The sequence below is a fragment of the Pseudomonas sp. NFPP07 genome, from assembly GCF_900115645.1.
GTDB lineage: Bacteria > Pseudomonadota > Gammaproteobacteria > Pseudomonadales > Pseudomonadaceae > Aquipseudomonas > Aquipseudomonas chlororaphis.
In genome coordinates, this window is sequence record NZ_FOXG01000008.1 from 244,086 (window position 1) to 265,580 (window position 21,495).

The window sequence follows — 21,495 nt, forward strand, 5'->3', positions numbered from 1 at the left end:
CATTTTTTCGAGAGCCTTGCCATGTCCCCCACCGATTCCACCATCCTGGTCGTCGAAGACGATGCCATCGTCCGCATGCTGATTGTCGATGTGCTGGAAGAGCTGGAATTCAAGGTACTGGAAGCCGCGGGCAGCGAAGAGGCCCTGGCCCTGTTGCGGGACAGCGCGCTGCGGATCGACCTGATGATGACCGACGTCGGCCTGCCCGGTATGGACGGCAAGGAACTGGCGGCCAGCGCCCGCGCCTTGCGCCCGGAGTTGCCGGTGCTGTTCGCCAGCGGCTACGCGGAAAACATTGAGGTGCCCGCCGGCATGGCGGTGATCGGCAAGCCCTTCTCCATCGACCAGTTGCGCGACAAGGTCCGCGCCATCCTCGGCTGAACCCTCGGTAACCCACGCCGACCCGCCGAGCACCTCGGCCATGGGCGCCAGGGCGGTCGCGCCAGCGCCCTGCTGTGGTTTAATGACGCCCCCCGCAGACACCCCCGCGCTTTTCAGGAATACCCACTCATGAGTCCGACCGCCGCCACCAAAGTCCTGGTCATTGGTTACGTCTGGCCCGAACCCCGCTCATCGGCGGCCAGCGGGCACCTGATGCAGATACTCCAGGTCTTGCTCGGGCAAGGCTGGGACATCACCTTCAGCAGCCCGGCCAACCCCGGCGAGCACAAGGAAGACCTGAGCACCCTGGGCATCCGTGAATGCCCGATCGAACTGAACAACAGCAGCTTCGACCGCTTTATCGCCGAACTGGCGCCGGATATCGTGCTGTTCGACCAGTTCATGATGGAGGAACAGTTCGGTTGGCGCGTCGAGCAACAGTGCCCCGGCGCGCTGCGCGTGCTCGAGACCTCCGACCTGCAGAGCCTGCGCCACGCCCGACATCAGCGCCTCAAGGAGCGCCTCAAAGCCAGCGACGACAACGATGACTTCAGCGCCCTGTTCGCCCCCGCCGCCGCGCAGGAGTTCGCCGCCATGGCCGACACCGACCAGGCCCGGCGCGAAATCGCCGCGCTGTACCGCTGCGACCTGAGCCTGATGATCTCCGAGTTCGAGATCGAGCTGCTGGTCGGGCAATTCGGTTTGCCACCGGCCTTGCTGCACTGGTGCCCGCTGATGCCCGAGCAGATGCCGCACAGCTATGTGCCCTTCGCCGAACGGGCGCACTTCCTGAGCATCGGCAACTTCCGCCACGCGCCGAACTGGGACGCGGTGCTATGGATGAAGAACGCCGTGTGGCCGCTGATCCGCCAGCAGCTGCCGGGCGCACAGCTGCATATCTATGGCGCCTACACCCCGCCCAAGGCCGCGGCCCTGCACAACCCGGCCCAGGGTTTCCAGGTGATGAACTGGGCCGAGGATGCATTAGAAGTCATGTCCGCCGCGCGAATCTGCCTGGCCCCGCTGCGCTTCGGCGCGGGCATCAAGGGCAAGCTGCTGGATGCCATGCTCTGTGGCACGCCGAGCGTCACCACTCCGGTCGGCGCCGAAGCCATGCACGGCGACGCGCCCTGGCCGGGAGCAGTGGCCGAGTCGGCCAGCGCCATCGCCGCGGCGGCGGTGCGCCTGTACCAGGACCAGGCGCTGTGGAGCGCGGCCCAGGAACAGGGACGCCAACTGTTGCTTGCGCGCTATCGGCAGCAGGTCCACGGCCCGGCCCTGATCGAGCGCCTGCAGCACTGCCGGGCGAACCTGGCGCAACTGCGCCGCGACAACTTCACCGGCGGCATGCTGCGTCACCATCACCACAAGAGCACCCAGTACATGGCGCAGTGGATCGAAGCGAAAAACCGCCTGGCCTGAGGCACGCCCGCCGATCCCGGACACCCGCCCCTGTAGCCGCTGCCGCAGGCTGCGATCGACCCCGAAGGGGGCGCCGCTCTTGAGGGCCCGGAAGGTCCTGCGGACCTTATCGCAGGCTGCGCCAGCGGCTACAGGTGTAACGGCCGGCACTGGTGCTGAGGGGTTGAAGGAGGCATGATCGGGCGCAACAACGATAAAAAGCGCAGCGCCATGAGCCGATCAGCGAGAGTCACCGACCCTTCCTACGAATTGATGGACGACCACAACGGCCTGTCGATCATCTATCGCCAGCACGGCTTCCCCTGCCCCCTGGTGCGCTGGCACTTCCACAAGGAGTACGAGCTGCACCTGATCGTCGCCAGCTCCGGCAAGGTGTTCATCGGCGACTACATCGGCAACTTCTACCCCGAATCGCTGTTCCTCACCGGCCCCAACCTGCCCCACAACTGGATCAGCCAGGTGGCCGAGGACGAAGTGGTGGCCAAGCGCGACATGCTGGTGAACTTCACCGACGAACTGTTCGAAAGCGGTTATCAAGTGTTCGCCGAACTCAAGAGCCTGACGCCGCTGCTGGAGCGCGCGCAGTACGGCATCGAGTTTCGCTGCAAGCGCACCATCGCCCAGGCCATGGACCTGATGCAGCGCATCGCCGACTCCAGCGGCATCACCCGCCTCGGGCACTTTTTCATCCTGCTGGAACTGCTGGCCACCTGTGACTATTACCAGTTGCTGTCCGGCGCCACCAACGTGCAACTGGCCGACGAGCACAACGTCGACCGCACCAACCGCGCGGTGGACTACATCTTCGCCCACTACGCCCGCGAACTGCCGCTGGAGGAAGTCGCCGACTACCTGGGCATGAAACCCACCTACTTCTCCCGGGTGTTCAAGCAGGCCACCGGCCGCTGCTTCGTCGAGTTCGTCAACCGCCTGCGCATCAGCAAATCCTGCGAACTGCTGGCCGACGGCGACAAGCCGGTGACCGACGTGTGCTTCGAGTCCGGCTTCAACAACATCTCCAACTTCAACCGGCGCTTCCAGCAGCTCAAAGGCATGACCCCTTCCCACTACCGGCGCCTGGCCGTGCAGCGCCTGACCGAACAGAACCTCGCCTGACCTCCCCGCGCCCTATAAGAGCGAGCTTGCTCGCGATCAATCCGGTTAGCACCGCGGGCATCTGGTCTGGCGCTATCGCGAGCAAGCTCGCTCCTGCAGAAAGCCTCACCCCCAAAGACCAGAGGCCGACCTGACAAACGCGCCCTGTTCAGCTGACGTTCAGCAAATGGCAATCATAGCCATTTGTGAATACGTATCATTATGTTACAACTTAGCTCCCTATCTATCTCCCCGCCGGTGCTGAATGCTCGTTCCATTTCTGATCATGCTGCGCGAAGGGATCGAAGCCGCGCTCATCGTTGGCATCATCGCCAGTTACCTGCAACAGACCGGGCGCGGCCAGTGGATGCCGGCCGTGTGGATCGGCGTGTTTCTCGCCGCGGCCCTGGCCCTGCTGGTGGGCGGTGGCCTGGAGCTGATGAGCGCCGAGTTTCCGCAAAAGCAGCAGGAACTCTTCGAAGGCATCGTCGGCCTGGTGGCCGTGGGCATCCTCAGCTCCATGGTGTTCTGGATGCGCAAGGTCGCGCGTTCGCTCAAGCATTCCCTGCAAGCCTCGCTGGACCAGGCGCTGACCGGCTCCCGGCACCAGGTCACGGCGCTGATCGCCATGGTGTTCTTCGCCGTGGCCCGCGAAGGCCTGGAAACCGTGTTCTTCCTCCTCGCGGTGTTCCAGCAGAGCCAAGGCCCGGCCGCGCCCATCGGCGCCCTGCTCGGCCTGGTCCTGGCGATCGTCGTCGGCTGGCTGATCTACAGCGGCAGCATGCGCCTGAACCTCAGCGCGTTCTTCCGCTGGACCGGCCTGTTCATCCTGGTGGTGGCCGCCGGCATCCTCGCCAACTCGGTGCAGGCCCTGCATGAAGCCGGGGTCTGGAACCACCTGCAGGGCGTGCTGTTCGACTTCAGCGCCAGCCTGCCGATGGACGGCCCGCTGGGCTCGGTGCTGGCCGGCATGTTCGGTTACCAGGACGCGCCGACCGTCAGCACCCTGGGCGCCTATCTGATCTATCTGCTGGTGACCCTGGTGCTGTTCTTCCTGCCCGGCGCGGCACCCGCCGCCAGCCCATCGTCTTCCGTTTCCAGCCAGTAAGGCCTTTCCATGACCCAGCAAGCCTCCCCACAGCCCCCGACACCGAGCGCCCTGCGCTGGGCGCTCGCGGGCTCCGTGATGGTGATGATCGCCGCCGGCGGGCTGTTCTATTACGCCTCGCAGCTGGCCGCCAGCAAGCGCCAGGCGCATAAGGACGAAATCACCGTGACCATCCACCCCCACAGCTGCGAGCCGAACGCCCTGAGCATGCCGGCCGGACCAGCGAGCTTTCGTATCGTCAACCGCTCGGACCGCGCCGTGGAATGGGAAATCCTCGACGGCGTGCTGGTGGTCGAAGAGCGGGAAAACATCGCGCCGGGCCTGAGCCAGGTGATCAACGCCAGGCTGCAGCCCGGCGACTACGCCATCACCTGCGGCCTGCTGAGCAACCCGCGCGGCACCCTGCATGTGACCCCGACCGCCGAGTCCGACGCCCAGGCCAAGGCCCGGCCGTCGATGGTCGCCTTTATCGGCCCACTGTCGGAGTTCCGGGTCTACCTGAGCCGCCAGAGCAGCGCCCTGATCAAGGCCGTGAGCGAGCTGGAGCACGCCATCCAGGCCGGCGACCTGGCCCAGGCCCAGGCCTTGTACCTGCCGGCGCGCGCGGCCTACCAGCGCCTTGCCCCGGCTGCCCAGCGCCTGGGCGAGCTGGACAACCGCATCAACGCCCGCGCCGACTACTTCGAAAAACGCGAGCAGGACCCCGCCTTCGTCGGCTTCCACCGCCTCGAATACGCGCTGTTCCAGCAACGCGACCTGAGCGGCCTGGCGCCGATCGCCCAGCGCCTGCTCAGCGATGTCGCCAGCCTCAAGCAACAACTGCTGGCCCAGTCGCTACCACCGGAGCAACTGGTCAGCCTCGTCGCGCGCACCCAACGCAGCATCGCCGAGGTGCGCGCCGGCAGCGGCGAGGAAGAACGCTACAGCCACAGCGACCTCAACGGCTTTGCCGCCAACCTGGAGACCACGCGCAAGGTCGTCGACCTGCTGCGCCCCTTGCTGGCCAAGCCCTCCGCCCCGTTGCTGGCGCAGATCGACAGCGCCCTCCGCGCCCTCGACAGCCAGTACAGCGCCTTGCGCAACACCGAGGGCTACGCCTCCTACGACAGTGTCGGCGCCGATCAGCGCAAGCGGATCGCCGACCAGGCCAAGGTTCTGGCCGATGCACTCGATGGAATCGATCCCGCCCTTGGCCTCTCCGGCCTGTAAGCAGAAGACGCCCGCCCGATGAACGACTCAAACGCTTCCAATCCAGATTTCTCCGCCCAACGCCGTCGCGTGCTGCTGGGCATGGGCGCCGCCGGTGTGGCTCTGGCCGGCAGCAGCCTGAGCTGCCCGGCGCTAGCAGCCCAGGGCGGGAAAGCCGCCGCCCAGGTCACGCAAGCACCGAGCAGCGACCAGACCCAGGACCGCCACGACTTCCATGGCCAGCATCAAAGCGGCATCGTCACCCCGCGCCCGGCGGCCGGCATGCTGGTGGCGTTCGACGTGCTGGCCAGCGACCGCGAGGACCTGGAGCGGCTGCTGCGCACCCTGGACCAGCGCATCCGCTTCCTGATGACCGGCGGCCCGGTACCCCAGGTCGACCCGAAACTGCCGCCGCTGGACTCGGGCATCCTCGGCCCGGTGGTGACCCCGGACAACCTGACCATCACCGTCTCGGTGGGCGCCTCGCTGTTCGACGAGCGCTTCGGCCTGGCCGCGGCCAAGCCCAAGCGCCTGATACGCATGGTCGGCTTCCCCAACGATGCGCTGGAACCCGACTGCTGCCACGGCGACCTGAGCCTGCAGTTCTGCGCCAACACCGCCGACACCAATATCCACGCCCTGCGCGACATCGTGAAAAACCTCCCGGACCTGCTGCTGGTGCGCTGGAAGCAGGAAGGCAGCGTGCCGCCCCAGGCCCCGGCGCGTCCTGGCGAGCCGGCGCAGAGCGCGCGCAACTTCCTGGGTTTTCGCGACGGCTCGGCCAACCCCGACTCCAACGACCGCAAGGCCATGGAGCGGATCGTCTGGGTCCAGCCAGGCGGCGACGAACCGGCCTGGGCCGCCCACGGCAGCTATCAGGCGGTGCGCATCATCCGCAACTTCGTCGAACGCTGGGACCGCACACCCTTGCAGGAACAGCAAAGCATCATCGGCCGGGTCAAGGCCTCGGGCGCGCCCATGGACGGCCAGCAGGAACATCAGGTGCCGGATTACCGCAAGGACCCGCACGGCCAGCTGACCAAGCTCGACGCCCACATCCGCCTGGCCAACCCGCGTACCGCCGAAACCCAGCGCAACCTGATCCTGCGCCGGCCGTTCAATTACTCCAACGGGGTGAACAAGAACGGCCAGCTGGATATGGGCCTGCTGTTCATCTGCTACCAGGCCGACCTGGAGCAAGGCTTCATCGCGGTGCAGACCCGCCTCAACGGCGAGCCCCTGGAGGAATACCTCAAGCCGGTGGGCGGCGGTTATTTCTTCAGCCTGCCCGGCGTCAGCGGCGACCAGGACTTCCTCGGCCGCACGCTGCTCGAGGCCACCCAAGCGAAAACCAGCGCCTGACCATCACCCACACCCCCACGGAAACGTCCCATGAAAAAGTCGCCCCTCGCTGTGTTGCTGACCCTTGGCTTGCTGCATGTTCCGCTGTCGGCGGTTGCCGCCACCTCGCCGCTGGAGCTGGTGGGGCCGATTTCCGACTACAAGATCTACGTCACCGAGCAGCTCGACGAGCTGGCGAGCCACACCCAGACCTTTACCGACGCGGTAAAGAAAGGTGATTTGGCTACGGCTAAAAAACTCTACGCACCGACCCGGGTGTACTACGAGTCGATCGAGCCGATCGCCGAACTGTTCAGCGACCTCGACGCGGCCATCGACTCGCGGGTCGACGACCACGAAAAAGGCGTCGAGGCCGAGGACTTCACTGGCTTCCATCGCATCGAGTATTCGTTGTTCGCGCAGAACTCCACCCAAGGCCTGGACGCCCTGGCCGACCGCCTGAACAAGGACGTCAAGGACCTGCAGGCCCGCGTCGCCGGCCTGACCTTCCCGCCGGAAAAAGTCGTCGGTGGCGCCGCCGCCCTGCTCGAGGAAGTGGCCGCGACCAAGGTCTCCGGCGAGGAAGACCGCTACAGCCATACCGACCTCTACGACTTCCAGGGCAACATCGACGGGGCGAAGAAAATCGTCGACCTGTTCCGTGCGCAGATCGAGCAGCAGGACCCGGCCTTCGTCGCCAAGGTCGACAAGAACTTCGCCACGGTGAACAAGATCCTGGTCAAGTACAAAACCACCGACGGCGGCTTCGAGACCTACGACAAGGTCAAGGACAACGACCGCAAGGCGCTGGTGGGCCCGGTCAATACCCTGGCCGAAGACCTCTCGACCCTGCGCGGCAAGCTGGGGCTGGACTGAATTCCAAGTATCCAAGCCGATTCTGTAGGAGCGAAGCTTGCTCGCGATAAGTTCGCCAGGACAACATGGTGAAATTTGACGACCGCCGCTGCGCGGCTATCGCGAGCAAGCTTCGCTCCTACAGACAAGCGTCCGGCCGGCGTGCCGATGACTCGCCGCATCACCCAGGCTGCTGATCTACCCTCACCTGCGCCGATAACCCTGGGCGGCGGCGCGTTTTAGCGATAACGTCCCGCGCACTCCTGACTTTCATGGAAGATTTTGTATGCCAACTGCCACGGCCCAACCGCCGCAGACCGCCGCGCCGTTCAAACTGCTGCCGCTGATGCTCGCCTACATGGCCTGCACCATGTCGATGATGGCCTTCGTCTCGTTGATCGGCCCGATCGTGCGCGTGCTCGGCCTGGCCACCTGGCAGGCCGGCGCGGCGGTGACCGTCTCCGGGGTGATCTGGATGCTCCTGGCGCGCCCCTGGGGCCAGGCCAGCGACCGCTTCGGGCGCCGTCGGGTGCTGCTACTCGGCACGGCCGGCTTCACCCTCGCCTACTGGGCGCTGTGCCTGTTCATCGATGTTTCGCTGCACCTGTTGCCGGGCATGTGGCTGGCCTTTATCGGCCTGATGCTCGGGCGCGGCCTGATCGGGGTGTTCTACGCGGCCATCCCGGTGGGCGGCTTTGCCCTGATCGCCGACAACGTCGAACCCGAGCATCGGGCCCGCGCCATGGCCACCCTGGGCGCCGCCAACGCCGTCGGCCTGGTGCTGGGGCCGGCCGCGGCCGCGCTGCTGGCCCGGGTCAGCCTGAGCCTGCCGCTGTACGCCATGGCCGTGCTGCCGCTGGCGGCGTTCCTGGTGCTGCTGTACAAGCTGCCGCGCCAGGAACTGCACCTCAAGCAGGCACCGCGCTCAGTACGCCTGAGCGACCCACGGCTGCGCCGGCCGATGGCAGTGGCCTTCGTCGCCATGCTCTGTGTGTCCATCGCGCAGATCACCGTAAGCTTCTACGCCCTCGACCGCCTGGGCCTGGACAGCGCCGACGCCGCCCAGGCCGCCGGTATCGCCCTGGCCATGGTCGGCGTGGCGCTGATCTGCTCGCAACTGGTGGTGCGCAAACTCGAATGGCCGCCGCTGCGGATGATCCGCGCCGGCGCGCTGCTGGCCGCCAGCGGTTTTGCCGGCTGCATGCTGGTGGAGAGCGCCTGGGGACTGTGGCTGGGGTTCTTTGTCTCGGCGGCGGGCATGGGCGCGATCTTCCCGTCCTTCTCCGCCCTGGCGGCCAACGCCGTGGACGCCTCCGAACAAGGCGCCACCGCCGGCTCCATCGGCGCGGCCCAGGGGTTCGGCGTGGTCATCGGCCCCCTGGCCGGCTCGCTGATCTACGCCCTCGAACCGCGCCTGCCCTACCTGATTGCCACGCTGTTGCTGCTGTTGGTGGCGGTCTGGCCAGCGGCGAAAAGCCCCAACTGATCCGACCGCCGATACCCCTGTAGCCGCTACCGCAGGCTGCGTACGTCCCAAAGGGGCGCGGCGATCTCGAGACCGATGAAGGCCCTGCGGGCCTTGTCGCAGCCTCGCGGGCTCGGCAGCGGCTACAGAATCTGTGCCTGGCTTCGTGTAGCCGCTGCCGCAGGCTGCGATAAGCCCCGCAGGGGCTTCAGGGCCAGCAAGAACGAACCCATCGTGGATCGTTCGCCGTGGACCTCAGAGGATGCGGTAGAGCAACCGCTCGATACGCACCCGGCTGACCCGACGCAGGAACTTGCCGACGGCTGCCGGGTAGTCCACCAGGGTTTCCAGGCGCTGGAAGTGCTCGATGCGCCGGGTGTGGCGGAAGATCGTTTCCAGCTCCTGGCGCCGCGGTTCCAGCAACTCGCCCTTGGGGTCGTCGAGCAGCAAGGCGTTTTCCAGGTCGAGGCGGAAGGCCCGCGGGTTGAGGTTGTTGCCGGTAAGCAAGGTGTAGCGCTGGTCCACCCACATGCCCTTGAGGTGGTAGGTGTTGTCGCCGTCGCGCCACAGGTGCAGGTTCAGGCGACCGCTGTCGATGGCCTTCTGATGCCGCTTGGCGAAGCGCCGCAGGCTGATCTCGTAGAGGTACGGCAGCGCGGCGATGACCTTGAACGGCTCGCTCGGCGGAATGTAGAAGTCGTTGGCGGTCTTGTCGCCGACGATGATGTCGATCTTCACCCCGCGCGCCAGGGCGCGGTTGATTTCCCGGGTCACCGCCAGCGGCAGGTTGAAGTACGGCGTGCAGATGGTCAGTTGTTGCTGGGCGCTGGCGATCAGTTCGCAGATGACCCGGCTCAGCGGGTTGTTCTTGCCCACCCCGAGCAGCGGGCTGACCGACAACTGGTCCTTGAGCACCCCGCCGGCACTGGTGTCGTAGGCCGCGTGCTTGAGGCGGCTGCGCAGGTCGCCGATGTCGTTGCGCAGGCTGCGGGTGGTTGGCAGGTTCGGCAGGTCCAGGCGATGCACCGCCCGCGACGCCACCAGGCCATGCTGGACCAGGTGCTGCATGGAGTCGGCCAGCTCGCGGTTGTGCAGCAGGTGGTAGCGGTCGAAGCGGTATTTGTCGAACTTGTGCAGGTACACGTTGTTCAGGCTGGCGCCGCTGTAGATCACGCAATCGTCGATCACGAAACCCTTCAGGTGCAGCACGCCGAACAGCTCGCGGGTCTGCACCGGCACGCCGTACACCGGCACTACGCTTTCGTGGGTGCGGGTCATTTCCTGGTACCAGGCCGAGTTGCCCGGCTGCTTGCCGGCGCCGATCAGCCCGCGCTGGGCGCGCAGCCAGTCGACCACGACCACCACATCCAGCTCCGGACGCGCGGCCTTGGCGGCGTGCAAGGCATCGAGAATTTCCTGGCCGGCCTCGTCCTGTTGCAGGTACAGCGCGACGATATAGATGCGCCGGGTGGCCTGGGCGATCTTCTCCAGCAGGCAACGGCGGAATTCGGCGGCGCCATTGAGGATGGACAGGTCATCGGCAGCCAGCGGGAAGCTGCGCAATTTTGGCAGCAGGGAACGTTTGAAAAGCGACGGCATAGGGCTCGCAGAAGGTCGAATCCAAAAGAGCGCAAGAGCTTACACCAAGGTGCCGGCCCGGGTCTTGCGGGGCGCTGTGAAGATTTGTCGCCTGCCCTCTCGCGCCTGCCGCGCAAGCGCGGGTGACGGGATCGGCCGCGACCATGAATCCATCTATTGAAAATAACTTATTGACCAAGGAGAACGATCGTTCTACTGTACGCCACATGAACGAAATCACTAGCAACGACACACGCGACATCATTCTGGATGTCACCGAAAAGTTGATCTATAAAAGTGGCATCGCCGCCACGGGCATGGATCTTCTGGTGAAGACCGCCGGCGTCTCCAGAAAGAGCATCTACCGCTACTTCACCACCAAGGACGAACTGGTGGTGGCCGCCCTGCAACGCCGCGACCTGCGCTGGATGCACTGGTTTCGCAGCGAAGTGGACAAGGCCCCGACCGCGGCCGCGCGCCTGCTCAACCTGTTCACGGTACTGGGCGGCTGGTTTGCCTCGGAGGACTTTCGCGGCTGCGCCTTCATCAATACCAGCGGCGAGACCGGCGACCCGCAGGACCCGGTACGGGTGGTGGCCAGGGCGCACAAACAGAAACTGTTCGACTACGTGTTCGAGCTCTGCAAGGAACACGCCTCGGAAAAACCCGGCACCGAAGATCCGCAGGAGCAAGCCAGACAGCTGCTGATCCTGATCGACGGCGCCATTACCGTTGCACTTGTGATGGGTGATCGCAGTGCCGCCGATAATGCGCAATGCATGGCGCGAAAGTTATTGGACCTGTAATCGTTTAAAACAAGTTCGACACTGCTGAACCTCAACTTTCATTGGAGACTTTAAATGTCATCTAACGCTGAAGTTCGTCCGCCACTTCCCCCTTTCACCCGCGAATCGGCCATTGAAAAGGTCCGCCTGGCCGAAGACGGTTGGAACTCCCGCGACCCGCAGCGGGTGTCCCTGGCCTACACCCTGGACACCCAGTGGCGTAACCGCGCCGAGTTCGCCCACAACCGCGAAGAAGCCAAGGGCTTTTTGACCCGCAAATGGGCCAAGGAGCTGGACTATCGCCTGATCAAGGAACTCTGGGCCTTTACCGACAACCGCATCGCCGTGCGTTATGCCTACGAATGGCACGACGACTCGGGCAACTGGTTCCGTTCCTACGGCAACGAGAACTGGGAATTCGACGAGCACGGCCTGATGTCCAACCGCTACGCCTGCATCAACGACATGCCGATCAAGGAAAGCGAGCGCAAGTTCCACTGGCCGCTGGGCCGGCGCCCGGATGACCATCCGGGGCTATCCGACCTGGGCCTGTAACCCCTTGTAGGAGCGAGCTTGCTCGCGATGCCGGCACTGCGGTCTGCCCGACAGACCGCTATCGCGAGCACGCTGCGCTCCTGCAATTATCCCTCTCAAGCCGCGGCATCCTCGCGCTTCAGCGCCGCCTTGGCTTCCAGCTCGCGCACCAGTGGCAACACCCGCTTGCCGAAGTACTCCACCTCTTCCTGGAAATGCAGGAACCCCGCCAGCACCAGGTCCACACCCACCGCCTTCAAGGCGACGATGCGCTCGGCGATTTGCTGCGGCGTGCCGATCAGGTTGGTCTTGAACCCGTCGTTGTACTGCACCAGGTCCTCGAAGGTGGACTTGGCCCAGTTGCCCTCGCCTTCCGGCGACGCCTTGCCCGCCTGTTTCGCCGCGTCGCCAAAGGCGTTCACCGCTTCCGGATCGGCCTGGTCGATGATCTCGGCCAGCACCGCGCGTGCTTCCTCCTCGGTGTCGCGGGCAATCACGAAGGCATTGACCCCGACCTTCACCGAATGCTTGTTCGCCGCGGCCTTGGCGCGGATGTCGTCAACCTGGGCCTTGATGCCTTCCGGCGTGTTGCCGTTGGTGAAATACCAGTCGGATACCCGCGCGGCCATGTCCCGCGCGGCGCGGGAACTGCCGCCCTGGAACACTTCCGGCTGCCCCAGCGGCTTGGGCTTGAGGCTGTAGTTGTCGAAGCGATAGAAGTCGCCACGAAAAGTGAAGTTGTCCTGGCTCCAGATGCCCTTGAGGGAACGGATGAATTCTTCGGAACGCCGATAACGCTCGTCGTGTTCCAGCCAGTGTTCGCCGATAGCCTGGAATTCGCCCTTGAACCAGCCGCTGACGATGTTCACCGCGATCCGGCCATTAGTCAGCTGGTCGATGGTCGCCAGCTGCTTGGCCGCCAGCGCCGGCTGCCAGGGGCCGGGCAGGATCGCGGCGATCACCTTGAGCTTGTCGGTGGCGGCCAGCAGCGCATGGCTGAATGCCACGGACTCATGCTGGAACTCGGCGCCGTAACCGGCGGTGAAACGGATCTGGGTCAGGGCGTACTCGAAACCGGCGGCTTCGGCCAGCTGCGCCAGCTTGCGGTTGTAGTCGATGCCCCAGTGGGTGCGCTGCTCGATCTTGCTGACCACCAGCCCGCCGCTGACGTTCGGTACCCAGTAGGCAAATTTGACGGCTTGCTGACTCATTGGCTTGTCCTCGCGACTGAAGTGTTCGAATAACAGTGTCCGGGGAACAGAGCAGCAACCGTGCCAGCCGGAAAACTCCGGGGCCGCGCGCCCCCTATAGCCGCTGCCGCAGGCTGCGCAAAGGCCCGAAGGGCCTTCCTGCGCCGGCAAAGGCAGCGTCTGCTGCGCAGCCGATCGCAGCCTGCGGCAGCGGCTACAGGTAGACCGTCGAACCCTGCGTGAACAGGTCGATTTGTTGATGCGCTGTTGGCTGGGCAACAGTTGACGACCAGCCACCCTGCGCCCGGCCCGCTGATTACGGCCACCCGCCTCCCGGCACGGACCGTGCAATCCCGTCCGCAGAAACCACGTTTTCACTGCCGAGCCAATTTATTGCCGAGAAGGAGCTGTGCCCATGACCGAACACCAGGTAATCAACCCATTGTCCGTAGGCGTCGACTACGAAGCCCTGGCCGGGCGCTTCCGCCCGATCTTCAAGCGGATCGCCGCCGGCGCGGTGGAGCGCGAGCAATCGCGCAGCCTGCCGTACGAGGCGATCGGGTGGCTCAAGGAAGCCGGTTTTGGCGCGGTGCGGGTGCCCGTGGAATACGGTGGCGGCGGCGCCTCCCTGCCGCAGTTGTTCCAGTTGCTGATTGAACTGGCCGAGGCCGACTCCAACGTGCCGCAAGCCTTGCGCGGGCATTTCGCCTTTGCCGAGGACCGCCTCAACGCTGCCCCAGGGCCGGCACGGGACCTGTGGTTCAAGCGGTTCGTCGAGGGCGACATCGTCGGTTGCGCCTGGACCGAGATCGGTAGCGTGGCCATTGGCGAGGTGATCACCCAGGTCTCGCCGGCCGGCGACAAGTGGCGGCTCAATGGCGAGAAGTTCTACAGCACCGGGAGCATTTTCTCCGACTGGATCGATGTCTACGCCCGACGCAGCGACACCGGTGGCGACGTGATCGCCGCGGTGCGCACCCGCCAACCGGGCATCGTGCAGAGCGACGACTGGGACGGCTTCGGCCAGCGCACCACGGGCAGCGGCACCTCGCGCTTTGTCGATGCCGAAGTGGAGGCCGAGAACCTTATCGACTTCGCCACCCGCTTCAAATACCAGACCGCCTTCTACCAGTTGGTGCTGCTGGCGACACTGGCGGGCGTCGGCCGCGCCGCGGTGCGCGATGTGGCTCACGAGGTGCGCACCCGCAAGCGCATCTACAGCCACGGCAACGCGCCCCGGGTCAGCGAGGACGCCCAGGTGCAGCAGGTGGTCGGGGAAATCTCGGCCCTGGTGTACGCCGCCGAGGCCAGCGCGGTGCGCGCGGCGGAACCGGCGCAACAAGCGTATCTGGCGCGTTTTGCCGGTAACGACGAGGCGGAGCGGGCAGCCAATGTCGCGGCGGAAATCCAGTCGGCCACGGCCCAGGTGGTGGTCAGCGAGCTGATCCAGCGCGCCACCAGCGAGCTGTTCAATGCCCTGGGCGCTTCGGATATCCGCCAGGGCAAGGCCCTCGACCGCCACTGGCGCAACGCCCGTACCCTGTCGTCGCACAACCCGGTGATCTACAAGGCACGCATCGTCGGCGATTGGCTGATCAATGGCAGCGAACCGCCGTTCGTGTGGCAGATCGGCAACGGGCCGGAGCGCAAACAAGCCTGAGGGGCTGGGAAGACTGAGGGATCTTTCGCGAGCAAGTTCGCTCCTACAGGAGTCAGGCCATTCTGTAGGCGCGAGCTTGCTCGCGATAAGGCTCTGGCACGGTCGCAGGCATCCGAGCTTACGGGTAAGATACCGACCTTTCGCGCAGCTCTTCTGCGCCCCGCCGAAATAAGTCGATCCCATGCCTTTCGAACTCAGCGTAGATTTGACCACCCTCGCCATTCTGGCCCTCGTCGCCTTCATTGCCGGCTTTATCGATGCCATTGCCGGCGGCGGCGGCCTGCTCACCACCCCGGCGCTGCTCACCGCCGGCCTGCCGCCGCACCTGGTGCTGGGCACCAACAAGCTGAGTTCGACCTTCGGCTCGGCCACCGCCAGCTTCACCTTCTACCGGCGCAAGCTGTTCCACCCGCGGCAATGGACCCACGCCATCGTCGGCACCCTGGTGGGCGCGTTGACCGGCGCGGTGGTGGCCCATTACCTGCCGGCCGAGTGGCTGAACAAGATGCTGCCGGTGATCGTCTTCGCCTGTGGCGTGTACCTGCTGTTCGGCGGCACGCCGAAAGCGCCGCTGGACAGCGAAGCGCCGATCAAGAAAAAGTGGCAATCGACCCAGGGCTTCAGCCTCGGCTTCTACGACGGCGTGGCCGGCCCCGGCACGGGCGCCTTCTGGACCGTCAGCAGCCTGCTGCTCTACCCCATCGACCTGGTCAAGGCCAGCGGCGTGGCGCGCAGCATGAACTTCGTCAGCAACGCCGCGGCGCTGTCGATCTTCATTTTCTCCGGCCAGGTGGATTGGGCCATCGGCCTGAGCATGGGCCTGTCGCTGATGGTCGGCGCCTTCTTCGGCGCCCGTACCGCGATCAGCGGTGGCGCGAAATTCATTCGCCCGGTGTTCATCACCGTGGTCCTGGGCCTGACCGTGCGCCTGGCCTGGCAGCACTGGTTCAGCGCCGTTTGACCCACTGAAACGACAGCGGGCGAACCCAATGGATTCGCCCGCGCTGTTTGTTTCCAACTCCTTCCAGCTTGCTTCCTGCCGGGGCTCAACCCGGCAATACAGGCTCCGCCAAGCCCAGGCGCCGCGCCACATACAGATCGATCAGGTAACGGGCAATCGAGCGTGACGCCGGCAGCGGCGGCAACGCATGCACGTTGAACCACTGCGCATCCTCGATCTCGTCTTCCTGCGGCACGATCTCGCCGCCGGCGTACTCGGCATGGAAACCCAGCATCATCGAATGCGGGAACGGCCAGCACTGGCTGCCGATGTACTGGATATTCTTGACCTCGATCTGCACCTCTTCGCGCACCTCGCGCACCAGGCAGTCCTCGGCCGATTCGCCCGGTTCGGCGAAGCCGGCCAGGGTGCTGTAGACCCCGGGGACGAAACGCGGCGAGCGCGCCAGCAACACCTCGTCGCCACGGGTGATCAGCACGATCATGCTCGGCGAAATCCGCGGGTAGCTGCGCAGGTCGCAGGGCTCGCAGTACATCGCCCGCTCGCGCATCACCTGGGTCATGGGCTGGCCGCAGTTGCCGCAGAAGCGGTGCTCGCGGGCCCAAGTGCCGATCTGCGCGGCATAGCCCAGGACCTTGTACAGGGTGTGATCGCCGTCGAGCATGAACGCCCGCAGGCCTTTCCAGTTGCACCCCGGCACCTCGGAAACGCTCTTGAGCTCCAGCAGGTAGACCGGCTCGCCATCCAGGTGGCCGATGCCGTGCTCGGCGAGGATCGGCAGGTCCTGGCGCTTGAGCCATTCGCGGGGGAACAGCGCGCCGTTGTCGTCGAACAGAAAGCCCTGCGGGCCGCGGGCCACGGCCCAGCCGCCGGGAAGGTCGATATCCAGTACTGCGGTGGTCCAGCGTGAAGTCATGTTCAATCAGTCCAGAAATTCAGGTTTCTGTTTGCTCATATGGGCGGCCATGGCCACGCGCAGGTCGGTGGATTGCAGCATGGCGGCGTTCCAGGTAGCGATGTATTCCAGGCCGTCGTCGATACGATGGTCGCGCATGTAGCCGATCATTTCCTTGGTACCGCTGACGGCGATCGGCGACTTGCTGGCGATTTCCCAGGCAATGCTCATCACGCCGTCGAGCAGGCTTTCGCTGTCGGCGTAGGTGCGATTGACCAGGCCGATGCTGCGCGCCTCCTCGGCGCCGAAGGTGCGCCCAGTGTAAGCCAGTTCGCGCAGCATGCCGTCACCGATGATACGCGGCAAACGTTGCAACGTGCCGACATCGGCGGCCATGCCGATATCGATTTCCTTGATCGAGAATTGCGCGTCCGCGGCGGCGTAGCGCATGTCGCAGGCGGCGATCAGGTCGATGGCGCCGCCCAGGCAGTAGCCCTGAATCGCCGCCAGCACCGGCTTGCGGCAGTTGTCGACGGCATTGAAGGACGCCTGCAACTGCAGGATCTTGCGCCGCAGCAGGCGCGCGTTGCGCCCGACGTCCTTGCCCAGTTCGTTGGCCACGCCGGCCAGCATCATCAGGTCGATGCCCGAGGAAAAGTGCTTGCCGGCGCCGCTCAGCACCACCACGCGGACCGCGTCGGTGTCGTCGATCCAGCGGAAGATCTCGATGATCTCGCTCCAGAACGCGGCGTTCATCGAGTTGATCTTTTCCGGCCGGTTGATCTGCACATGGGCGATGTTGTCAGCAAGTTCGACGCGAAAGGCTTGATATTCGGACATGGCAGCAATCCTTAGCGGAGAAAAAATGAGGCCCGAACTATAGCAAGGGCCCATGCCGTGCAGTAAGGCAGCGCATCGGCCAAAACCGGGACTGCTCTCTCCTGCAAAAGCAATCAGGGGATTTTGTGGGCCCAGAACGCCGCGGTTTCGTAAGGCACGCTGACCACGCATTTATCCCGCAGCTCCGGTTCTTCGGCGATCAAGGCGGCGATCTGCCGGTCGACCTCCGCCCTCTGCGCATCCGGCAAGGCCGCAATAAAGCTGGTGGAGCGCACCCGGTCGAAAATCACGTTCTGCGGCGCGCCGCTGTGGCTGTTGCGAAAGTGCTGCTCCTGCAAAGGCGTGAAACTCGGATGGGGAAAGGCCTGGCGCCAGGCCCCGGTGTAATAGCGCGGCGTGTCGCCTTGCAGGGCGTTGACGATCCGGTCCAGGCGCTGCACCCACGGCACCCGCGCATCGCGCAGGTTCCACACCAGGCCCAGGCGGCCGCCCGGCTTGAGCACCCGGGCGATTTCGCTCAACGCCTCATGACTGGCGAACCAGTGAAAGGCCTGGGCGCAGACCACGGCGTCCACCGATTCGTCGGCCAGCGCAATAGAAGTGGCGGTGCCGCCCAGGGCTTCGGCCTGGGGATAGCGGGCGGCGAGCCTGGCGCGCATCTGCGCCACCGGCTCCACGGCGATCACCCGTGCCCCGGTGGCCAGCAGGCGCCCGGTGAACTTGCCGGTGCCGGCGCCGAGATCGACCGCCACCTGCCCGGCCTGCAAGCCCAGGCTTGTGCGCAGCCACTGATCCAGCGCCGGCGGGTAGTCCGGGCGGCCACGCACGTAGGTGTCAGCCGCGCCCTTGTAGCCGTCGGCGGCAGCGTGATGGATCGCAGGTTGCGGGTCTTTCATCGGTTGGCTCCAGATCATTGCCCAGTGCTGCCCAGCATAGCCCCGCCCAGGTGACTGGCGGCATGAAAAATCTGTCAGTTTGGGCGGCGCGGCCAGGGCGATGGACCTTTAATGGGGGGGACCGCTATCCCCATGGAGACCGCGCGATGAACATCCCAGCCCTCGTCTTCGGCGCCCCGCTGCTGCTCGCCGGCAGCCTGCTGACGACCTTGCTGGCGGTCGCCGCCAACTGCCCGGACGGCCAGGTCTGGGACAGCAAGAACCAGCGCTGCGTCAGCCAGCGCACCACCCGGCTACCGGACGCCGCCCGCACCAACCAGGCCAATGGCCTGCTCCCTCATGACCGCTACGAAGAAGCCATCGCCGCTGGCGGCAAGACCCGAGGTCAGTCGCTTCCCACGCCCTGACCGGTGGAACGGCGCCATGGAACGGGCACGCTATGCTCTGGGAGAATGGACTCATTGCTCAACCCAGGGAGCTTGCACATGCCTACTGCCAAAACCGCCAGCCGCCGCTCACGCAAGGCGCTGCTGGTGATCGACGTACAGAACGACTTCATCCCCGGTGGCGCGCTGGCCGTGCCCGGAGGCGAGCAGATCGTGCCCTTGATCAATCGCCTGGGCGGCCACTTCAAGCAGGTGGTGATCGCCCAGGACTGGCACCCGGCCGGGCATATCTCGTTCGCCTCCAGCCACGACGGCCACGCGCCGAACGACATCATCCAATTGCCCTATGGTCCGCAGGTGCTCTGGCCGGACCATTGCGTGCAGGCCAGCCGTGGCGCCGAACTGCACCCCAAGCTCAACCTGCCCCACGCCCAGTTGATCCTGCGCAAGGGCTGCAATCCGGATATCGACAGTTACTCGGCCTTCGTCGAGGCGGACCGCAGCACCACGACCGGCCTGGCCGGCTACCTGAGCCAGCGCGGCATCGACACGGTGTATCTGGTGGGGCTGGCCCTGGATTATTGCGTGGCCTGGTCGGCGCTGGACGCGCGGGCGGCGGGGTTCAATACCTTCGTGATCGTCGATGCCTGCCGGGCGATCGATATGGACGGCTCGCTGGACAAGGCCACCCGGCAGATGCGCGCGGCGGGGGTGAACCTGATCAAGGCCAGCGAACTGCAGCCGACCGCCTTGTGCTGATGCAACACCTTCCCTAAACGCCGGTTTGCCGGGCATTCCCCGTCGCCGGGGGGGCCCGGCAAGGCTCAGGCCGGTGTCGGCAGCCACAGGCGGAAACGCGCGCCGCCCAGCGGTGAGGCTTCGACGGTCAGGGTCCCGCCCTGGGCTTCCAGGGCCCGGCGGCTGATGGCCAGGCCGAGGCCGAAGCCGCCGGTGGCGCGATCGCGGCTGCGGTCCAGGCGGTAGAAGGGTTCGAACACCCGCTCGCGCTCGTCGTCGGGAATGCCGATGCCATCGTCGTCGACCCAGATTTCACAGCCGCGCTCGCTGACGTGCACCCCCACCTGGATACGCTTTTCGCAATAGCGCGTGGCGTTGCGCAGCAGGTTCTGGATCGCCCGGGCGGTCAGCCGCGGGTCGAGACTGAAGCGTTCCAGGCTGCCGTGCAGCAGCACATCGATGACGATGTCCGGGGATTCCAGCTCGTCGTCGACGCTGCCAAGGATGCTGTCGATGAATTCGTCCAGCGACACCTCCACCTGTTCCGGCAACTGCGCCGGGTTCTGCAAGCGGCTGTAGGACAGCAGCTCGAGCACCAGTTCGTCCAGCTCGCGAATATGCGCCACCAGCCCTTGCAGGCGCTCGCGACTGGTCGCCGGCAGGTCGTCGGAGAGCGCCAGCGCCAGGCCGAAGTCGAGCCGGGTCAAGGGTGTGCGCAGCTCGTGGGACACCGCATTGAGCAGGTCGCGTTGCTGGTTCAGCAGGTTCTCGATGTCGCCGGCCATGGTGTCGAAGACATTGGCCAGGCTGCCGATATTGGAGCTCGAGGGGATCTGCGTGCGCTCGCTCAAATGGCCCTTGCCGAAGCGCTCGGCAGCGTGCTTCAGACGCTCCAGGTCACGCCAGTGCGGCCGCAGCCAGAGCAAGAGGCAGGCGAGCATGGTCGCGCCGATCAGCACGTTGATGCTCCAGTACAGCAGGCTGACGTCGATCGGGTCCGGCGGCACCACCATCTGCACCGCCATCTGCTCGTCCAGCGGCGCCACCGCGAGGGTGCGCCAGCCCCAGTCGCCGACCCGCACCACGTTCTCGCCGCGCTGCAGGCGTTCGCGCTCGTACAGGGTGAAATCGGCATCGTCGTTGCGGGTCAGGACGATGTGCAGCGGCTGGAACTCCTGGTCCATTTCCGCGGCCAGGGCCGGCCACTGCTCTGAGGGCAGGCCGCGAAACTGTTTGACGATCAGGGTCTGCAGGCCCCGGGAATAATCCAGGTTGTAAGTGACGAAACGCTCGTGGAAGACCTTCACCACCAGCTCCGGTACCAGGTAGATCGCCGCGCTGAACGAGACGATGGTCACCAGGTACAGGCGAATCAGGATTCTCAGCATCGATTCAGCATTCCCATTCGGAACGGCTGAACAGGTAACCCTTGCCCCACACGGTCTTGATCTTGCGCGCCTCGCCGGCGTGGTCGTCGAACTTGCGCCGCAGCTTGGAGATCGCCACGTCCACCGAGCGGTCGGTGCCATTGAACTCGATGCCCCGCAAGCGTTGCAGGATCTGGTCGCGGCTCAGCACCTCGCCGGCATGCCGGGCCAGCACCACCAGCAGGTTGTATTCGCCGCTGGACAGCTCCACCAGCTGGTCGCGCCAGCTCACGGTGCGCTCCGACAGGTCGATGCACAGGTTGCCCATGAGGATCCGGTCGCTGGCGGTCTGCGGCTCGCCGAGGCTGCTGCGGCGCAACAGGGTGCGCACTCGCGCCAACAGTACGCGCGGCTCGCAAGGCTTTGTCACATAATCGTCGGCGCCCATTTCCAGACCCAGCACCTGATCATGGCTATCATCACGGGCGGTCAGCATCAGGATCGGCAGCGACGCCGAATCGGCCCGCAGCAGGCGGCAGACCTGCAGGCCGTCCAGGCCGGGCAGCATCAGGTCGAGAATCACCAGGTCCGGCGGATTGACCCGCGCCCGTTCGCGCACCTGGTCGCCGCGGCTGATGACATTGACCTGATAGCCGTTGCGCTCCAGGTAACTGGCGATCAGTTCGGAGAGCGCGGAGTCGTCTTCGACCAGAAGGATGTTGGGCATGGGGATTGAAGTCTTTGAGTGAATAAAAACACAGCGACAACGTTCCTTAGAATGTTCCCTGGGAAGCCGTCGCCCGATCAGCG

At 65.4% G+C, this 21,495-nt stretch carries 21 protein-coding genes; 14 read left to right on the forward strand and 7 right to left on the reverse strand.

Translation table 11 applies throughout. From position 1 onward, the window contains the following. The first annotated feature begins 21 nt into the window (after positions 1-21). The 8 genes from BM019_RS21635 (at position 22) to BM019_RS21670 (ending at position 8,876) form a co-directional block, all read left to right on the forward strand. Positions 22-381: a response regulator gene (locus BM019_RS21635; protein ID WP_085530676.1), complete on the forward strand. Its 360-nt coding sequence runs from the start codon at positions 22-24 to the stop codon at positions 379-381. A gap of 129 nt (positions 382-510) precedes the next feature. Further along, positions 511-1,803: a glycosyltransferase gene (locus BM019_RS21640; RefSeq protein ID WP_092420134.1), complete on the forward strand. Its 1,293-nt coding sequence runs from the start codon at positions 511-513 to the stop codon at positions 1,801-1,803. A 210-nt stretch (positions 1,804-2,013) separates the two neighbouring features. Continuing rightward, a complete protein-coding gene (locus tag BM019_RS21645) occupies positions 2,014-2,919 on the forward strand; it encodes an AraC family transcriptional regulator (RefSeq protein WP_092420458.1) in 906 nt (301 codons plus the stop codon). Between the two features lie 244 nt (positions 2,920-3,163). Continuing rightward, positions 3,164-4,006: an iron uptake transporter permease EfeU gene (gene efeU / locus BM019_RS21650; RefSeq protein WP_009044150.1), complete on the forward strand. Its 843-nt coding sequence runs from the start codon at positions 3,164-3,166 to the stop codon at positions 4,004-4,006. 9 nt (positions 4,007-4,015) lie between these two features. After that, positions 4,016-5,215 (forward strand): iron uptake system protein EfeO, encoded by a 1,200-nt coding sequence (gene efeO / locus BM019_RS21655; protein WP_092420137.1) that lies wholly within the window; start codon positions 4,016-4,018, stop codon positions 5,213-5,215. A gap of 18 nt (positions 5,216-5,233) precedes the next feature. Beyond that, the gene (gene efeB, locus BM019_RS21660) at positions 5,234-6,556 is read left to right on the forward strand and encodes an iron uptake transporter deferrochelatase/peroxidase subunit (RefSeq protein ID WP_092420140.1); all 1,323 of its coding nucleotides are present in this window, start codon (positions 5,234-5,236) and stop codon (positions 6,554-6,556) included. Positions 6,557-6,586: 30 nt separating this feature from the next. Beyond that, positions 6,587-7,411: an iron uptake system protein EfeO gene (gene efeO, locus BM019_RS21665; protein ID WP_092420143.1), complete on the forward strand. Its 825-nt coding sequence runs from the start codon at positions 6,587-6,589 to the stop codon at positions 7,409-7,411. A gap of 265 nt (positions 7,412-7,676) precedes the next feature. After that, a complete protein-coding gene (locus BM019_RS21670) occupies positions 7,677-8,876 on the forward strand; it encodes an MFS transporter (RefSeq protein ID WP_092420146.1) in 1,200 nt (399 codons plus the stop codon). Between the two features lie 234 nt (positions 8,877-9,110). Here BM019_RS21670 and pssA read toward each other — a convergent pair whose 3' ends face one another. After that, positions 9,111-10,454 carry a CDP-diacylglycerol--serine O-phosphatidyltransferase gene (gene pssA, locus BM019_RS21675; RefSeq protein WP_007932925.1) on the reverse strand — a complete coding sequence of 448 codons (1,344 nt, stop codon included), beginning with the start codon at positions 10,452-10,454 and terminating at the stop codon, positions 9,111-9,113. Between the two features lie 206 nt (positions 10,455-10,660). Between pssA and BM019_RS21680 the strand changes: the two genes are divergently transcribed. After that, positions 10,661-11,239 carry a TetR/AcrR family transcriptional regulator gene (locus tag BM019_RS21680; RefSeq protein ID WP_009044156.1) on the forward strand — a complete coding sequence of 193 codons (579 nt, stop codon included), beginning with the start codon at positions 10,661-10,663 and terminating at the stop codon, positions 11,237-11,239. Between the two features lie 54 nt (positions 11,240-11,293). Beyond that, on the forward strand, positions 11,294-11,773 hold the full coding sequence (locus tag BM019_RS21685) for a nuclear transport factor 2 family protein (protein WP_007932923.1): 480 nt from the start codon (positions 11,294-11,296) through the stop codon (positions 11,771-11,773). Between the two features lie 95 nt (positions 11,774-11,868). Here the strand turns inward: BM019_RS21685 and sfnG are convergent, their stop codons facing one another. Then, on the reverse strand, positions 11,869-12,963 hold the full coding sequence (gene sfnG / locus BM019_RS21690; RefSeq protein ID WP_062826051.1) for a dimethylsulfone monooxygenase SfnG: 1,095 nt from the start codon (positions 12,961-12,963) through the stop codon (positions 11,869-11,871). A 394-nt stretch (positions 12,964-13,357) separates the two neighbouring features. Here sfnG and BM019_RS21695 point away from each other — a divergent pair, with 394 nt between their 5' ends. Continuing rightward, on the forward strand, positions 13,358-14,602 hold the full coding sequence (locus tag BM019_RS21695) for an acyl-CoA dehydrogenase family protein (RefSeq protein WP_092420149.1): 1,245 nt from the start codon (positions 13,358-13,360) through the stop codon (positions 14,600-14,602). Positions 14,603-14,783: 181 nt separating this feature from the next. After that, positions 14,784-15,563 (forward strand): TSUP family transporter, encoded by a 780-nt coding sequence (locus BM019_RS21700; protein ID WP_009044159.1) that lies wholly within the window; start codon positions 14,784-14,786, stop codon positions 15,561-15,563. Between the two features lie 85 nt (positions 15,564-15,648). Here BM019_RS21700 and nudC read toward each other — a convergent pair whose 3' ends face one another. The 3 genes from nudC to BM019_RS21715 all read right to left on the reverse strand — a co-directional run bounded on the left by nudC (position 15,649) and on the right by BM019_RS21715 (position 18,194). Beyond that, a complete protein-coding gene (nudC, locus tag BM019_RS21705; protein WP_009049279.1) occupies positions 15,649-16,479 on the reverse strand; it encodes an NAD(+) diphosphatase in 831 nt (276 codons plus the stop codon). 6 nt (positions 16,480-16,485) lie between these two features. Next, complete coding sequence (locus BM019_RS21710; RefSeq protein ID WP_009044161.1) at positions 16,486-17,298, reverse strand: crotonase/enoyl-CoA hydratase family protein; 813 nt, start codon at positions 17,296-17,298, stop codon at positions 16,486-16,488. 113 nt (positions 17,299-17,411) lie between these two features. Beyond that, entirely contained in the window at positions 17,412-18,194 is a 783-nt protein-coding gene (locus BM019_RS21715; RefSeq protein ID WP_092420152.1) for a class I SAM-dependent methyltransferase, read from the reverse strand. A gap of 146 nt (positions 18,195-18,340) precedes the next feature. Here BM019_RS21715 and BM019_RS21720 point away from each other — a divergent pair, with 146 nt between their 5' ends. Next, on the forward strand, positions 18,341-18,601 hold the full coding sequence (locus BM019_RS21720) for a hypothetical protein (protein ID WP_092420155.1): 261 nt from the start codon (positions 18,341-18,343) through the stop codon (positions 18,599-18,601). 78 nt (positions 18,602-18,679) lie between these two features. Next, entirely contained in the window at positions 18,680-19,339 is a 660-nt protein-coding gene (gene pncA, locus BM019_RS21725) for a bifunctional nicotinamidase/pyrazinamidase (protein ID WP_062826056.1), read from the forward strand. Between the two features lie 65 nt (positions 19,340-19,404). Here pncA and BM019_RS21730 read toward each other — a convergent pair whose 3' ends face one another. Both BM019_RS21730 and BM019_RS21735 read right to left on the reverse strand, forming a co-directional pair. Continuing rightward, positions 19,405-20,706, reverse strand: a complete 1,302-nt coding sequence (locus tag BM019_RS21730) for an ATP-binding protein (RefSeq protein WP_009044165.1) — start codon at positions 20,704-20,706, stop codon at positions 19,405-19,407. 4 nt (positions 20,707-20,710) lie between these two features. Next, positions 20,711-21,412, reverse strand: coding sequence for a response regulator (locus BM019_RS21735; RefSeq protein WP_009044166.1), 702 nt, complete (start codon positions 21,410-21,412; stop codon positions 20,711-20,713). Positions 21,413-21,495: the final 83 nt, after the last annotated feature.

Coding starts and splice junctions, on each gene's coding strand:
- BM019_RS21635 (WP_085530676.1), top strand. CDS start 22: ATGTCCCCCACCGATTCCACCATCCTGGTCGTCGAAGACGATGCCATC.
- BM019_RS21640 (WP_092420134.1), top strand. CDS start 511: ATGAGTCCGACCGCCGCCACCAAAGTCCTGGTCATTGGTTACGTCTGG.
- BM019_RS21645 (WP_092420458.1), top strand. CDS start 2,014: ATGAGCCGATCAGCGAGAGTCACCGACCCTTCCTACGAATTGATGGAC.
- efeU (WP_009044150.1), top strand. CDS start 3,164: ATGCTCGTTCCATTTCTGATCATGCTGCGCGAAGGGATCGAAGCCGCG.
- efeO (WP_092420137.1), top strand. CDS start 4,016: ATGACCCAGCAAGCCTCCCCACAGCCCCCGACACCGAGCGCCCTGCGC.
- efeB (WP_092420140.1), top strand. CDS start 5,234: ATGAACGACTCAAACGCTTCCAATCCAGATTTCTCCGCCCAACGCCGT.
- efeO (WP_092420143.1), top strand. CDS start 6,587: ATGAAAAAGTCGCCCCTCGCTGTGTTGCTGACCCTTGGCTTGCTGCAT.
- BM019_RS21670 (WP_092420146.1), top strand. CDS start 7,677: ATGCCAACTGCCACGGCCCAACCGCCGCAGACCGCCGCGCCGTTCAAA.
- pssA (WP_007932925.1), bottom strand. CDS start 10,454: ATGCCGTCGCTTTTCAAACGTTCCCTGCTGCCAAAATTGCGCAGCTTC.
- BM019_RS21680 (WP_009044156.1), top strand. CDS start 10,661: ATGAACGAAATCACTAGCAACGACACACGCGACATCATTCTGGATGTC.
- BM019_RS21685 (WP_007932923.1), top strand. CDS start 11,294: ATGTCATCTAACGCTGAAGTTCGTCCGCCACTTCCCCCTTTCACCCGC.
- sfnG (WP_062826051.1), bottom strand. CDS start 12,963: ATGAGTCAGCAAGCCGTCAAATTTGCCTACTGGGTACCGAACGTCAGC.
- BM019_RS21695 (WP_092420149.1), top strand. CDS start 13,358: ATGACCGAACACCAGGTAATCAACCCATTGTCCGTAGGCGTCGACTAC.
- BM019_RS21700 (WP_009044159.1), top strand. CDS start 14,784: ATGCCTTTCGAACTCAGCGTAGATTTGACCACCCTCGCCATTCTGGCC.
- nudC (WP_009049279.1), bottom strand. CDS start 16,479: ATGACTTCACGCTGGACCACCGCAGTACTGGATATCGACCTTCCCGGC.
- BM019_RS21710 (WP_009044161.1), bottom strand. CDS start 17,298: ATGTCCGAATATCAAGCCTTTCGCGTCGAACTTGCTGACAACATCGCC.
- BM019_RS21715 (WP_092420152.1), bottom strand. CDS start 18,194: ATGAAAGACCCGCAACCTGCGATCCATCACGCTGCCGCCGACGGCTAC.
- BM019_RS21720 (WP_092420155.1), top strand. CDS start 18,341: ATGAACATCCCAGCCCTCGTCTTCGGCGCCCCGCTGCTGCTCGCCGGC.
- pncA (WP_062826056.1), top strand. CDS start 18,680: ATGCCTACTGCCAAAACCGCCAGCCGCCGCTCACGCAAGGCGCTGCTG.
- BM019_RS21730 (WP_009044165.1), bottom strand. CDS start 20,706: ATGCTGAGAATCCTGATTCGCCTGTACCTGGTGACCATCGTCTCGTTC.
- BM019_RS21735 (WP_009044166.1), bottom strand. CDS start 21,412: ATGCCCAACATCCTTCTGGTCGAAGACGACTCCGCGCTCTCCGAACTG.